Here is a 12,341-nt window from a genome sequence, read left to right as displayed (position 1 = left end):
ACGAGGGCGAGGGAGGCGATGCTATTGGAAAGAAGAAGGTTCTGAGGCGAACCCGAGCCTCTACGCCGCGATGGCGATCGGGCGCTCGGGCAGGATGGCGTCGACGGTCAGCAGCACGACCATCGCCGTTTCGGTGGTGATCACGGCCGAGACCAGGGTCGAGGCTTCCTCGCCCACCGACGGCGGGGCGCTGATCTGGCTGGCCTCGACGATGAAGCTGTCGCACACCGCGTCGACCAGCAGGCCTGCGACGTCGCGGCCGTTCTCGACGACGATGATCACCTGGCGCGGGCCGTCCTGGGCGGGGCCCTTGCCGAGGCGGGCCGACAGGTCGATGACCGGCATCACCTGGCCGCGCAGGTTGATGACGCCGCGGACGTGCGGCGGGGCGTCGGGCAGCGGGGTGGGGGGCGTGACGCCGCGGATCTCGCGCACCGTGCCGACCGGCACGCAGTATGTCTGGGCGCCCACCTCGAACGACAGAACCTGCAGGGCTTCGCCGGGGGTGTAGGCCGTGTTGTTGCTCGACATCGCTTTCGTCCGCCTTCGTCGCGTCGATGGCCTTCTGGCCACGTTCGAGGACGAGCATCGCGCAGAAAGGTGAACAAAAAAGGCGCCTTGGCGCAGCCCTCCACCTGACAGGATCGTTCACCCAGGGTTCAGGCGCGGACGCGCAGGTTTGGGACAAGCTTTTCCAAGGAGGCCGCCATGGCTTTCAGACCCATCAAGACCTTCGGCGGCGTGGCGGCTGGCCTCGCCGCCCTGACCATGATCGCCGCCAGCACCCAGGCCTCGGCCGACGACTGGCGCCGTCACCGCCACCGTGACCGGGGCAACGACGCCGCGGCCGCCGCCATCGTCGGCGGCATCGTGGGCCTGGCCATCGGCTCGTCGCTGAACAACGACCGCCGCGATCGTGGTTACGATCGCGGCTACTACGGCCGTCCGGCCTATGGCTACGACTACGGCTATCGCGCCCCGCCGCCGCGCTACGGATACGGCTATGGCTACGGCCCGCGCCGCCACCGCAGCGACTGCTGGACCACGCGCGACTACGACCGCTACAGCGGCTCGGTCTACGAACGCACCGTCTGCCGCTGAGGCTTCGCGATCCCGGCGCCGTTCCCTCGGCGTCGGGACTTGCCATCGAGAACAAAAAATGAACATTGTGGCCGCGCCTACAGTCGAGGAGGTCACAGCCATGTCCGCCGCCGCCATTGTTCCCGACCGCCAGGAGGTGGCCATGGCCGCGCTGCTGGGCGCCTGGCGCACCCTACGCGCCGCCGGCCTCGAGGAGGCCGAGGTGCAGGCCCTGTTCCACCAGATCGCCGACCGTCCCGAGGACGTCGCCCGCCGCCTGCGCAAGATGGTCAACGGGCTGGGCTGAGGGGGCCACGCGTCCGCGAACCTCCTGCCCGGCTTGGCCGTTTAGCGCGGATGGACGCCGCCTCCCTGCAATACGCGCTGCCCGTGCTGGGCGCCCTGGCGGCCGGGGCCGTGGTCGGCTTCGAGCGGGAATACCGCTCGCGGCCCGCCGGCCTGCGCACCCACATGCTGGTCTCGCTGGCTTCGGCGCTGCTTATGCTGGCGGCCGTGCACCAGCTGAAGTGGATGGGCGACACGCCGCTGGAAACGGTGCGCATCGATCCCGTCCGCATGGCCCACGGGGTGCTGACTGGCGTCGGCTTCCTCTGCGGCGGAGTGATCTTCCAGCAGGGGGTGTCGGTGCACGGCCTGACGACGGCCGCGTCGCTGTGGATCACCTCGGCGCTGGGCATGCTGTTCGGCATGGCGCTGTACGACCTGGCGGTCGCGGGGACCGTGCTCAGCGTGGTGGTGCTCAGCGCCGCCCGCTGGCTCGACAAGCACATGCCGCAGAAGAACTACGCCGACATCGCCGTGCGCTTTCGCCGCGAGGACCTGGTCGACGAGGCCCAGCTGCGCGGCCTGCTGGCCGTGTTCGAACTCGAGGGCGGCCGTATCAACCAGCGCCTGATCGGCGGCGGAACCCTGTTCGAGCTGGCCGGCTCGTTCTCTGGCAAGGGGACGCTGCGCCTGGGCGAGCTGGCCCGGCGCCTGGAGGAAGACCCGCGCGTGGTCGAGTTCGACATCCTGCCCAGAAAGGACTGAACGCCCAGAAAGGACAGAACGGGGGTCGCCGACGGCTTCCGGGCGCTGCGGTCCATCGGCTATGATCGGGGCCATGGCGCTTCGTCTGCACATCGACACCGACTGCGGCGTGGACGACGCCCTGGCCCTGGCGCTGCTGGCGCGGGCGCGCGACGCCGTCGAGGTGGGGTCGGTCTCGGCCGTGTTCGGCAACACCTATGTCGACCAGGCCGCCGCCAACGCCCGGGGCGTGCTGCGCCTGGCCGGCTGCGCGGCCGAGGTCTATATCGGCGCCGGCGCGGGCCTGGCCCGACGGCGGGTGGAGCGGATGCGCCCGGCCCACGGTCCCGACGGCCTGAACGGCGCGGGCTTCTCCCAGCGCTGGAAGCTGCCGGAGCTGGATCGCGGCCACGGGGTCAGCCTGCTGGCCTTCCTGGCGCGGCGACGGGTGAAGGGCCTGTTCCTGGGGCCGCTGACCAATCTGGCGCTGGGCCTGCTGGATGATCCGGCGGCTTTCCGCGGCTGGTCGCCGACGATCATGGCCGGGGCCTTCGCCGTGCAGGGCAAGGCGGCCGGCGGCGCCGACTTCAACAGCTGGAGCGATCCCGAAGCCCTGGCCCGGATCCTCGAGGCCGGGGTCAAGCCCAGGCTCGTTCCGCTGGACGTGACCAGTCTCGTCACCATCACCGCCGCCGACCTCGACAGTGGCGCGCGCTGCTGCGGCAGCCCGCTGTCGGCGCGTCTGAGCCGTGCGGCCGCGCCCTATATCGCCTTCCACCAGAAGGCCTGGGGCGCGGAAGGCTGCCATCCGCACGACGCGGTTGCCGCCGCCAGCCTGGTGGCCCCCGAGGCCTTCGCCTTCGAGCCGGCCCGCCTGCGCGTGATCCTGGACGGCGAACGCCAGGGCCGCATCGAGCGCGTCGAGGGCGAGCCCAACGCCGAGGTCTGCGTGTCGGTGGATGCGCCGGCGGTGCGGGCCCTGATCCTCAAGGCCCTGTTCGGCTGGGTGGAGATGGCGGGGGCCTGAGGGGCTCACACACCCCCGCAAATCCAATTTGCTCGTCATCCCGGCCGCAGCGAAGCGGAGAGCCGGGACCCAGGGGCGACCGCGGTGCCCCGGCCCCTAGGTCCCGGATCGGCCCTCGGCCGTCCGGGATGAGGAGTTTTCTAGGGAAGATTACTTCCCGCCCGCGTAGTCCTTGACCAGGGCGTAGAGGAAATCGCGCCCGTCATAGAGCGACTTCACGCGCATGCGTTCGTTGAGGCCGTGCACGCCGTCGCCGTCGGCGTTGCCGAACAGGCCGCTGACGCCGTAGGTCGGAATGCCTGCGGCGTTGGTGTGCACGCCGTCGGTGGCGCCGGTCAGCAGGATCGGCACGATCGGCACGCCGGGCCACTGCTTGGCGGCGTTCTTCTGGATCGGGCCCATGATGGCGGGCGTCAGGGCCGGCGGCGGCGAGACCGGCTTGGCCTCGTGGGCCAGGCTGACGGTCACGGCCGGGTCGGCGACCAGCTCGGTCAGCTTGGCCTTCACCTCGTCGACCGGCGTGCCCGGCAGGATGCGGCAGTTGATGTTGGCGGTGGCGCGCTGGGGCAGGGCGTTGGGCGCGTGGCCGGCGTTGACCATGGTGGCCACGCAGGTGGTGCGCAGGATCGAGTTCCAGCCGGCGTCCCTGGTCAGCACCTTCAGCGCCTCGGGATCGCCGACATCGGCCACCAGGGCCTTCATGGCGGCGGCCTGGTCGGCCGGCACGCGGGCCTGCATCTGGGTGAAGTAGCCGCGCGTGGCGTCGATGAAGCGGGTCGGGAACTGGTAGGCGCCGATGCGGCCGACGGCGGCCGTCAGGTGGTAGATGGCGTTGTCGGGCACGGGGCGGCTGGAGTGGCCGCCGGGGTTGGTCGCCGTCAGGGTGAAGTCCTGGTAGACCTTCTCGCCGGCCTGGACCTCGAGCACGATCTCCTTGCCGGTCTCGTCCAGCAGGCCGTCGGCGCCCTCGTTCAGGGCGAACTCGGCGTCGACCAGCGGGCGGTGGTTCTTCACCAGGTCCTCGATGCCGTTGTAGCCCTCGCTTTCCTCGCCGCAGGTCAGGGCCATCTTGATGTCGCGTTTGGGCTTGAAGCCGCTCTGCTTGAGGCGGACCAGGGTGTCGGCCCAGATGGCGGCCTGGGCCTTGTCGTCGGACGTTCCGCGTCCGTAGAAGTAGCCGTTTTCCTCGACCAGCTTGAACGGGTCGCGCGTCCAGTCCTCGCGCTTGGCCTCGACCACGTCGATGTGGGCCAGCAGCAGCATGGGTTTGGACTTGGCGTCGGCGCCGCGCAGCACGGCGACCAGGCTGCCCTCGCGCGGATATTTCGGATCGACCACGACCTTGACGTCGCCTTCCGGATAGCCGGCCGCCTTCAGGCGCGCGCCCATCGCCTCGGCGGCCGCCGTGCAGCTGCCTTTCGACAGGGTGGTGTCGATCTCGACCAGTTCCTTGTAGAGCGCGCGGAAAGCCGTCTGGTCGGCGCGCGGCGTAACCTGCGGGCCGGGCGTCGGCTGGGCGCTGGCCAGGACGGGCAGGGCGGCGAGGGCCGCGGTGGTGGGCAAAAGGGCCTTCAGGCGCATGGTCCGACCTTCGAGTGTCGCGAAACGTGGCCGGAACAGGAGCGGGCTTCGCGTCCGGGCGCAAGCCACATGCGCGAAACGGGCGCCTTCCCGTTAACCCGTGCTTAAGCATGACGCGGCTTTTCCTGGCGACAGGAAAGGGCGAGACTGCGAGAACACATGATGAACGCGAATCGCCCCCTGCGCATCCTCGGCCTCGATCCGGGCCTCCGCCGCACCGGCTGGGGCGTGATCGGCGTGGCCGGCTCGCGCATCACCCACATCGCCCACGGCGTCATCGCGCCCGACGAGAAGGCCGCCTTCTCCGACCGCCTGCTGACCCTGTTCGAAGGCGTCTGCGCGGTGATCGAGCAGCACGCCCCCGACGAGGCTGCTGTGGAAGAGACCTTCGTCAACACCAACGCCCAGTCGACGCTGAAGCTGGGCCACGCCCGCGCCGCCTCGATGATCGCCCCGGCCCGCGCAGGCCTGCTGGTCGCCGAATATTCCGCCCCCGTGGTCAAGAAGGCGGTGGTGGGCACCGGCGCGGCCGACAAGGCCCAGGTCGCCTTCATGATCGCCCGCCTGCTGCCGACAGCGGGCTCTCCCACCGCCGACGCCGCCGACGCCCTGGCCGTGGCGATCGCTCACGCCCACGCTCGCACCGCCCGGAGGGTCGCATGATCGGCCGCCTGCGGGGCGCTGTCGCCGAGGTCGGCGAGGAAGAGGCCCTGATCGACGTCATGGGCGTCGGCTACATCGTCCGCTGCGGCCAGCGCACCCTCCAGCGCCTGCCGGCCCTGGGCGAGGAGACCCTGGTCCACGTCGAGAGCCAGTGGAGCGAGAACCAGGGCCTGCGGCTCTACGGCTTCCTCACCCGCGACGATCGCCGCGCCTTCGTGCTGCTGCAGGCGATCCAGGGCGTGGGACCCAAGGCCGCCATGGCCGTGCTCGACGTGCTGTCGCCGGCCGAACTGGCCAGCGCGGTGGCGCGCGAGGACAAGGCCGCCGTCGGCCGCGCCAACGGGGTGGGTCCGAAACTCGCCCTGCGCATCGTCACCGAACTGAAGGGCAAGCCGATCACCGACGGTCCGGTTCTGATGGCCGCGCCTTCGGCCGCCGCGGCGCCGTCCGCACCCGCCAAGCCCGCCGCCACGGGCGACGCCGTCGCCGCCCTGATGGGCCTGGGCGTGGCCGAGGTGAACGCCCGCCGCGTGGTCGAGGCCGCCGCCGCCAAGCTGGGCGAGGAGGCGACCGTGCAGGCGCTGATCAAGGCCGGTTTGCAGGAGCTGGGCCGGTGAGGGCGCTTCAAAGCCCTTCCCCCTTGATGGGGGAAGGGTTGGGATGGGGGTGGTGCGGCGTTGACCGTCTTCGCCGTCGCCAGCCGAACCGCCCTAGTCACCCCCATCCCCGGCCCTTCCCCCATCAAGGGGGAAGGGAGAAGATCTCAGCATGACCCGCATCATCTCCGGCGAAGCCCAGCACGGCGAGCAGATCCCCGGCGCGACCGACCGCGCCCTGCGGCCCCAGACCCTGGCCGAGTTCGTCGGCCAGGAGCAGGCCAAGGCCAACCTGCGGATCTTCATCGAAGCGGCCAAGGGACGGGGCGAGTCGCTCGACCACGTGCTGCTGTTCGGCCCGCCGGGCCTGGGCAAGACCACCCTGGCCCAGATCGTCGCCCGCGAACTGGGCGTGAACTTCCGCGCCACCTCAGGCCCGGTGCTGAACAAGCCCGGCGACCTGGCGGCGATCCTGACCAATCTCGAGCCGAACGACGTCCTGTTCATCGACGAGATCCACCGGCTGTCGTCCAACGTCGAGGAGATCCTCTATCCGGCGATGGAGGACCACGTGCTCGACCTGGTGATCGGGGAGGGGCCCTCGGCCCGCTCGATCCGCATCGACCTTGCGCCCTTCACCCTGGTGGCGGCCACCACGCGGGCGGGCATGCTGGCCACGCCGCTGCGCGACCGCTTCGGCATCCCGGTGCGGCTGGAGTTCTACACCCCGCGCGAACTGCGCCACGTGCTGCTGGGCGCGGCCCGCAAGATGGGCGCCCCGCTGTCGGAAGACGGCGCCGACGAGATCGCCAAGCGCGCTCGCGGCACGCCGCGCGTCGCCGGCCGCCTGCTGCGCCGGGTGCGCGACTTCGCCACCGCCGACGCCGCGGAGGTCATCGACCGCAAGGCCGCGGCCATGGCCCTGGCCCGCCTCGAAGTGGACGAAAGCGGCCTCGACAGCCTCGACCGCCGCTATCTGCGGGCCATGATCGAGCACTATGGCGGCGGCCCCGTCGGCGTGGAGACCATCGCCTACGCCATCGCCGAGGCCCGCGACGCGGTGGAGGACGTGATCGAGCCCTACCTGATGCAGCAGGGCTTCATCCAGCGCACGCCGCGCGGCCGCATGGCCTGCGGCAAGGCGTACCTCCACCTGGGCCTGACCCCGCCCGCCGCCCCGCCCCCCGCGTCGCAGGGGTCGGCGCAGGGCGGACTGTTCGGGGACGAGAATTGAAACCCTTCTCCCAGAGGGAGAAGGAGGGGCCCGCGCCCGAAGGGCGTGGGAGGATGAGGGGTTTCGCCCTCGACCGTCTTAACCCCTCACCCTCCCATGCTCCGCATGGGCCCCTCCCTCTCCCTCAGGGAGAGGTTAGAAGAGGCGCGCGATGACCGATCGTCCCGAACCCACCGCCGGCGTCTTCGTCGGGACCGAGCACCAGCTGCCCGTCCGCATCTACTACGAGGACACCGACTTCTCGGGGATCGTCTATCACGCCAACTACCTGCGCTACTTCGAGCGGGGGCGCAGCGACTTCTTCCGGATGATCGGCGTGTCGCACACCGAGCTGGCGGCGATCGACACGGCCTTCGCCATCACCCGCATGGAGATCGACTTCAAGCGCGCGGCGCGGGTCGACGACGCCCTGGTGGTGCACACCGTCTGGAACCGCATCAAGGGCGTGCGCCTGCTGGCGCGGCAATGGATCACGCGCGGCGAGGAACTGGTCTGCGCGGCCAATGTCGAGGCCGTCTGCATCACGCTGGACGGCCATCCTCGCAAGCCGTCGGCCGAGATGACCGCCAAGGTCACGCCCTGGCTCGCCCCGGAAGAGAGCTGACGGCGCCCGCGTGACAATGAAGATCGCGGGTCGGTGAAAAATGGGCCCGTTGCAACCAATGTCATAGTTTCAACATTGCGCCGCTTCATGCAGTAAGGCGCAGACCAATCACCTTAGTGCCTGGAGCGCATTCGGGCGGGCGGACGCACACACTTCGCCCGAAGCGCCCTAGATTGACGCCCGAACGGAACAGGACCCCGCATGGACGCCGCCGCCAGCCCCGAAAGCTTCTCCTTCATCACGCTGTTCCTGAACGCCGACTGGGTGGTCAAGCTGGTGATGATCGGTCTGATCCTCGCCTCGCTGGGCTCGTGGGCGGTCATTCTCGACAAGCTGTTCCGCTTTTCCGCGCTGAACCGCGCCGCCGACCGCTTCGAGGAGCAGGTCGGTTCGGGCCGGTCGCTCGAGGACGTCGCCGGCGAGGCCGGCTCGAACCCGCGCCACGCCCTGCCGCGCATGCTGCAGGCGGCCCTGAAGGAATGGCGCGAAGCCAAGGCCAAGGGCGTGCAGAGCGAGGGCCAGGTGGCGCTGCTCAGCCAGCGCATCGACCGCGTGCTCGACACCCAGATCGCCCGCGAGAGCGCCAAGGCCGAAGAGGGCCTGGGCAGCCTGGCCATCGTCGCCACCGCCTCGCCGTTCATCGGCCTGTTCGGCACGGTCTGGGGCATCATGCACGCCTTCCAGAGCATCGCCGCGGCCAAGAACACCTCGCTGACCGTGGTCGCCCCGTCGATCGCCGAGGCCCTGTTCGCCACCGCCATCGGCCTGATCGCCGCCATCCCGGCCTACATCGCTTACAACAAGTTCTCGACCGACGCGGGCAAGTACGCCGGCCGCCTGGAGAACTTCGCCGACGACCTGTCGACCGCCATCCAGCGTCGCCTGAGCGAGCGGGTCTGATCCCATGGCGATGTCCGCAAACGACGCCTTCGCCACCTCGGGCGGCGGTCGCGGCCGCCGTCGCCGCCGGCGCGGCAAGGGGGCCCTGTCCGAGATCAACGTCACCCCGCTGGTCGACGTCATGCTGGTGCTGCTGATCATCTTCATGATCAGCGCCCCGCTGCTGACCTCGGGCGTCGAGCTCGAACTGCCCAAGACCGAGGCCGGCGCGCTGAAGAACGAGCAGGAGCCGATCACCGTGTCGGTCCGCCACGACGGGGCGGTGTTCATCGGCGAGGACCAGGCGCCGTTCACCGAGTTCGCCGCCATCGTGTCGGCCAAGGCCGGCGAGACGACCGACAAGCCGATCTACGTGCGCGCCGACGGCAAGGCCCCCTACGAGGTGGTGGCCCAGGTCATGGCCGCCCTGTCGAAGGCCGGTTTCACCAAGATCAACCTGCTGACCGACACCGGCGGCCCGTCGTCGGGCGCCGCCCCGCAGGACGCCCAGCCGGTCGGCGGCGGCGACCTGCGCCCGGCCCAGTAAGGAACGTCCCAGGCTGATGCGGGAAGAACGCAACAAGCTGTCTCCGGCCCTGCTGGGTTCGGTCGCCCTCCACGCCCTGGTGGTGGCGGCGGTGATGGTCGGCTGGCCGTGGAAGACGTCCAAGAAGATCGTCATCGGCGAGAGCGTGCCGGTGACCATCGTCACCGAGGGGCCGACCAACGTGCGCCCGGCCATCGAGGACCCGGTCGAGCAGCCGGCCGAGACCGTCGATCCGGTTCCCGAGGCCACGCCCGAGCCGCCGGCCCCGACGCCCGCGCCGGTTCCCCAGCCGGCGCCGCCCAAGCCGCAGCCGACCCCCACGCCCAAGCCCCAGCCGACGCCGCCCAAGCCGACGCCGAGCCCGGCTCCCAAGCCGCCGCAGCCGGCGCCCAAGCCGACGCCGCAGAAGCCGACCCCGGCCAAGCCCGAGCCGGACTTCTTCTCGTCGCTGGAAAAGACGCTGTCGAAGACCGCCAAGCCGTCCGGCAAGCCGGCTTCGTCCGCGCCCAAGGGAGCGACCAACCGTCCCGAAACCGCCAACCAGGCCCGTCCGGGCGCGGGCCAGATGACGGCCATGCAGGCGGCGGCGATCAGCGGCATGAAGGACGAGATCCAGCGGCGCTGGAACCCCAACTGCGAGGTCGTGGGCGGCGGTTCGATGCAGATCAAGCTGAGCTTCAAGCTGGCCGGCAACGGCCGCGTCTCGGGCCAGGTGACCGCCGGCGGCGCCGAGAACTCCAGCGATCCGATCGTCAAGACCGAGGCCGAGCGGGCGATCCGCGCCGTCTTCCAGTCGGCGCCGTTCGAAGGCCTGCCGCCCGACTACTACAACACCCAGCTGAACCTGAACTTCAAGGCGCGCGACGCCTGCGCCGCGCGTTAGGCGTTCCAGGGACGCCGCAAAGAGAAGAATGGAAGGAAGCCCGACGATGAACGCCAAGAGCGCCCGCGCCAAGCGGACCCTCGCCACGCCGCTTCTCGCCTTGACCCTCGCCCTGGCGGGCGGCGCGTTCGCCGCCGCCCTGCCGGGCGTGGCCGCCGCCCAGATCGAGATCGACATCGACAAGGGCGCGGTCAAGCCGATGCCCGTGGCGATCCCGGCCTTCGCCGGCGCCCAGCGCGGCGCCGACATCGCCCAGGTCATCAGCGGCAATCTCGAACGCTCGGGCCTGTTTCAGCCGCTGAACGTGGCCGGCGTGCCCGACAAGCTGACCGACGTGAACATCCAGCCGCGCTTTCCCGACTGGCAGGGCACCGGCGCCCAGGCGCTGATCAACGGCCAGGTGACGGTCGGCGCCGACGGCTCGCTGCGCGTCGACTTCCGCCTGTGGGACACCTTCAGCCAGCAGCAGCTGCTGGGCCTGCAGTTCACCTCGACGGCCGAGAACTGGCGCCGCGTGGCCCACAAGATCAGCGACGCGGTCTATGAGCGCCTGACCGGCGAGAAGGGCTATTTCGACACCCGCGTGGCCTTCGTCGCCGAGAGCGGTCCCAAGCTCAATCGCGTCAAGCGCCTGGGCATCATGGACCAGGACGGCGCCAACCCGCAGTTCATCACCGACGGCTCATCGATCGTGATGACCCCGCGCTTCTCGTCGACCAGCCAGGAGCTGACCTACATGGCCCTGCGGCCGACGGGGTCGAGCATCTACCTGCTGAACCTGCAGACCAACCGCCAGGAGACGGTCGGCCGCTTCCCCGGCATGGTGTTCGCCCCGCGCTTCTCGCCCGACGGCAAGAAGGTGGCCTTCTCGGTCGAGAAGGGCGGCAACAGCGACATCTACGTGCTGGACCTGCGCACCCGCCAGTCGACCCGCATCACCACCGACCCGGCCATCGACACCTCGCCGTCGTTCTCGCCGGACGGCAGCAAGATCGTGTTCAACTCCGACCGCGGCGGCCAGGCCCAGCTCTATGTGATGAACGCCGACGGCTCGGGCGTGCGCCGCATCTCCTACGGCGGCGGCCGCTACACGACGCCGGTGTGGAGCCCGCGCGGCGACTACATCGCCTTCACCAAGCAGACCGGCGGCCAGTTCCACATCGGCGTCATGCGCACCGATGGCGGCGACGAGCGCCTGCTGACCACCAGCTATCTGGACGAGGGCCCGACCTGGGCCCCCAACGGGCGCGTGCTGATGTTCTTCCGCGAGAGCTCGGCGGGCAATCCGCGGCTCTGGACCGTCGACATCACCGGCCGGATCCTGCGTCCGGCCGCCTATCCGGGCGCGGCGTCGGATCCGGCCTGGTCGCCCCTGCTGGACTGATTTCGGGCGTGAAAAGAGGCGGAACAAGAAGGTTTCGCAACTTTCCACAGGCTCGGCGCGTTGGAGCGTGGCTGTTCATCCGCCATTCACCAGAGGGGTGGCACCCGACAGGTGAAACGAGGTGGAACAGCGTCCCACTGACGCCATTGTGAGGTCCAGGGAACGTTTTTGCGGGGCGGAGCAAGAGCAGCGCCGGTAAGAGTTTTGAACCCAGGCCGTACCTAGACTTGAGGAGATACTGTATGAGCTTCGACACCAAGAGCGCCGTCCGACTGGCGCTGATCGGTCTGGCCGTCGCTTCGGTCGCGGCTTGTACGCGCCCGAAGCCCGCTGGCCCGGTCGAAACCCCGCCGGCCCCGACCCAACCGGCGACCCCGCAACAGCCCTACACCCCGCCGCCGGCTCCGGGCCCGGTCGACCAAGGCCCGCTGCCGGGCACCGTGCAGGACTTCGTCGTCAACGTCGGCGACCGCGTCTACTTCGACACCGACTCCTACTCGGTCCGCGCCGACGCCCAGCCGGTGCTGGCCGGCCAAGGCCAGTGGCTCGCCCGCTACCCGGCCGTCCGCGTGCGCATCGAAGGCAACGCCGACGAACGCGGCACCCGCGAGTACAACCTGGCCCTGGGCGCCCGTCGCGCCAACGCCGTCCGCGAGTTCCTGATCGCCCAGGGCGTCGCCGCCTCGCGCATCGAGACGATCTCGTTCGGCAAGGAGCGTCCGCTGGATCCGGGCACCACCGAAGACGCGTGGGCCAAGAACCGTAACGCCCGCACCGCCATCACCGAGGGCGCGCGCTAAGGCTTACGCCTGATCTGAACGAAGGCCCTCCTCC

15 protein-coding genes and 1 pseudogene are annotated in these 12,341 nt (G+C 70.2%); 14 read left to right on the top strand and 2 right to left on the bottom strand.

Annotation, left to right across the window (positions count from 1 at the left end):
• Positions 1–60: 60 nt before the first annotated feature.
• A complete protein-coding gene (locus tag C1707_RS00780) occupies positions 61–531 on the bottom strand; it encodes a chemotaxis protein CheW (RefSeq protein WP_101712317.1) in 471 nt (156 codons plus the stop codon).
• 177 nt (positions 532–708) lie between these two features.
• Here C1707_RS00780 and C1707_RS00775 point away from each other — a divergent pair, with 177 nt between their 5' ends.
• The 5 genes and pseudogenes from C1707_RS00775 (at position 709) to C1707_RS26510 (ending at position 3,268) form a co-directional block, all read left to right on the top strand.
• The gene (locus C1707_RS00775) at positions 709–1,101 is read left to right on the top strand and encodes a hypothetical protein (RefSeq protein ID WP_101712318.1); all 393 of its coding nucleotides are present in this window, start codon (positions 709–711) and stop codon (positions 1,099–1,101) included.
• Between the two features lie 139 nt (positions 1,102–1,240).
• Positions 1,241–1,387 (top strand): annotated as a pseudogene (locus tag C1707_RS00770) (hypothetical protein); the annotation flags it as partial.
• A 50-nt stretch (positions 1,388–1,437) separates the two neighbouring features.
• Positions 1,438–2,130, top strand: coding sequence for an MgtC/SapB family protein (locus C1707_RS00765; protein WP_101712320.1), 693 nt, complete (start codon positions 1,438–1,440; stop codon positions 2,128–2,130).
• Between the two features lie 73 nt (positions 2,131–2,203).
• Entirely contained in the window at positions 2,204–3,136 is a 933-nt protein-coding gene (locus tag C1707_RS00760; protein ID WP_101712406.1) for a nucleoside hydrolase, read from the top strand.
• 21 nt (positions 3,137–3,157) lie between these two features.
• On the top strand, positions 3,158–3,268 hold the full coding sequence (locus C1707_RS26510; RefSeq protein ID WP_420808269.1) for a hypothetical protein: 111 nt from the start codon (positions 3,158–3,160) through the stop codon (positions 3,266–3,268).
• An 18-nt stretch (positions 3,269–3,286) separates the two neighbouring features.
• Here the strand turns inward: C1707_RS26510 and C1707_RS00755 are convergent, their stop codons facing one another.
• Positions 3,287–4,717, bottom strand: a complete 1,431-nt coding sequence (locus C1707_RS00755) for a M20/M25/M40 family metallo-hydrolase (RefSeq protein ID WP_101712321.1) — start codon at positions 4,715–4,717, stop codon at positions 3,287–3,289.
• A 147-nt stretch (positions 4,718–4,864) separates the two neighbouring features.
• On the opposite strand from C1707_RS00755, the gene ruvC reads away from it, so the two are divergent.
• The 9 genes from ruvC (at position 4,865) to pal (ending at position 12,307) form a co-directional block, all read left to right on the top strand.
• The gene (gene ruvC, locus C1707_RS00750; RefSeq protein WP_180896913.1) at positions 4,865–5,380 is read left to right on the top strand and encodes a crossover junction endodeoxyribonuclease RuvC; all 516 of its coding nucleotides are present in this window, start codon (positions 4,865–4,867) and stop codon (positions 5,378–5,380) included.
• Positions 5,377–5,997 (top strand): Holliday junction branch migration protein RuvA, encoded by a 621-nt coding sequence (gene ruvA, locus C1707_RS00745; RefSeq protein WP_101712323.1) that lies wholly within the window; start codon positions 5,377–5,379, stop codon positions 5,995–5,997. The genes ruvC and ruvA overlap by 4 nt, the downstream gene beginning before the upstream one ends.
• 151 nt (positions 5,998–6,148) lie before the next feature.
• A complete protein-coding gene (ruvB, locus tag C1707_RS00740) occupies positions 6,149–7,210 on the top strand; it encodes a Holliday junction branch migration DNA helicase RuvB (RefSeq protein ID WP_101712324.1) in 1,062 nt (353 codons plus the stop codon).
• 151 nt (positions 7,211–7,361) lie between these two features.
• A complete protein-coding gene (locus C1707_RS00735) occupies positions 7,362–7,814 on the top strand; it encodes a YbgC/FadM family acyl-CoA thioesterase (protein ID WP_101712325.1) in 453 nt (150 codons plus the stop codon).
• 201 nt (positions 7,815–8,015) lie between these two features.
• Positions 8,016–8,714 (top strand): protein TolQ, encoded by a 699-nt coding sequence (gene tolQ / locus C1707_RS00730; RefSeq protein WP_058347191.1) that lies wholly within the window; start codon positions 8,016–8,018, stop codon positions 8,712–8,714.
• A gap of 4 nt (positions 8,715–8,718) precedes the next feature.
• Positions 8,719–9,240, top strand: coding sequence for a protein TolR (gene tolR / locus C1707_RS00725; protein WP_101712326.1), 522 nt, complete (start codon positions 8,719–8,721; stop codon positions 9,238–9,240).
• A 16-nt stretch (positions 9,241–9,256) separates the two neighbouring features.
• On the top strand, positions 9,257–10,123 hold the full coding sequence (locus tag C1707_RS00720; protein WP_101712327.1) for a cell envelope biogenesis protein TolA: 867 nt from the start codon (positions 9,257–9,259) through the stop codon (positions 10,121–10,123).
• Positions 10,124–10,169: 46 nt separating this feature from the next.
• Positions 10,170–11,507, top strand: coding sequence for a Tol-Pal system beta propeller repeat protein TolB (gene tolB, locus C1707_RS00715; protein WP_164467237.1), 1,338 nt, complete (start codon positions 10,170–10,172; stop codon positions 11,505–11,507).
• Positions 11,508–11,734: 227 nt separating this feature from the next.
• The gene (gene pal, locus C1707_RS00710; RefSeq protein ID WP_101712328.1) at positions 11,735–12,307 is read left to right on the top strand and encodes a peptidoglycan-associated lipoprotein Pal; all 573 of its coding nucleotides are present in this window, start codon (positions 11,735–11,737) and stop codon (positions 12,305–12,307) included.
• Positions 12,308–12,341: the final 34 nt, after the last annotated feature.

It is taken from the genome of Caulobacter flavus, assembly GCF_003722335.1.
In the GTDB taxonomy this organism is placed as follows: domain Bacteria; phylum Pseudomonadota; class Alphaproteobacteria; order Caulobacterales; family Caulobacteraceae; genus Caulobacter; species Caulobacter flavus.
Note: the sequence above shows the minus strand (reverse complement) of the source record. Positions and strands in the feature narration are given on the sequence as shown.

Coding starts and splice junctions, on each gene's coding strand:
- C1707_RS00780 (WP_101712317.1), bottom strand. CDS start 531: ATGTCGAGCAACAACACGGCCTACACCCCCGGCGAAGCCCTGCAGGTT.
- C1707_RS00775 (WP_101712318.1), top strand. CDS start 709: ATGGCTTTCAGACCCATCAAGACCTTCGGCGGCGTGGCGGCTGGCCTC.
- C1707_RS00765 (WP_101712320.1), top strand. CDS start 1,438: ATGGACGCCGCCTCCCTGCAATACGCGCTGCCCGTGCTGGGCGCCCTG.
- C1707_RS00760 (WP_101712406.1), top strand. CDS start 2,204: ATGGCGCTTCGTCTGCACATCGACACCGACTGCGGCGTGGACGACGCC.
- C1707_RS00755 (WP_101712321.1), bottom strand. CDS start 4,717: ATGCGCCTGAAGGCCCTTTTGCCCACCACCGCGGCCCTCGCCGCCCTG.
- ruvA (WP_101712323.1), top strand. CDS start 5,377: ATGATCGGCCGCCTGCGGGGCGCTGTCGCCGAGGTCGGCGAGGAAGAG.
- ruvB (WP_101712324.1), top strand. CDS start 6,149: ATGACCCGCATCATCTCCGGCGAAGCCCAGCACGGCGAGCAGATCCCC.
- C1707_RS00735 (WP_101712325.1), top strand. CDS start 7,362: ATGACCGATCGTCCCGAACCCACCGCCGGCGTCTTCGTCGGGACCGAG.
- tolQ (WP_058347191.1), top strand. CDS start 8,016: ATGGACGCCGCCGCCAGCCCCGAAAGCTTCTCCTTCATCACGCTGTTC.
- tolR (WP_101712326.1), top strand. CDS start 8,719: ATGGCGATGTCCGCAAACGACGCCTTCGCCACCTCGGGCGGCGGTCGC.
- C1707_RS00720 (WP_101712327.1), top strand. CDS start 9,257: ATGCGGGAAGAACGCAACAAGCTGTCTCCGGCCCTGCTGGGTTCGGTC.
- tolB (WP_164467237.1), top strand. CDS start 10,170: ATGAACGCCAAGAGCGCCCGCGCCAAGCGGACCCTCGCCACGCCGCTT.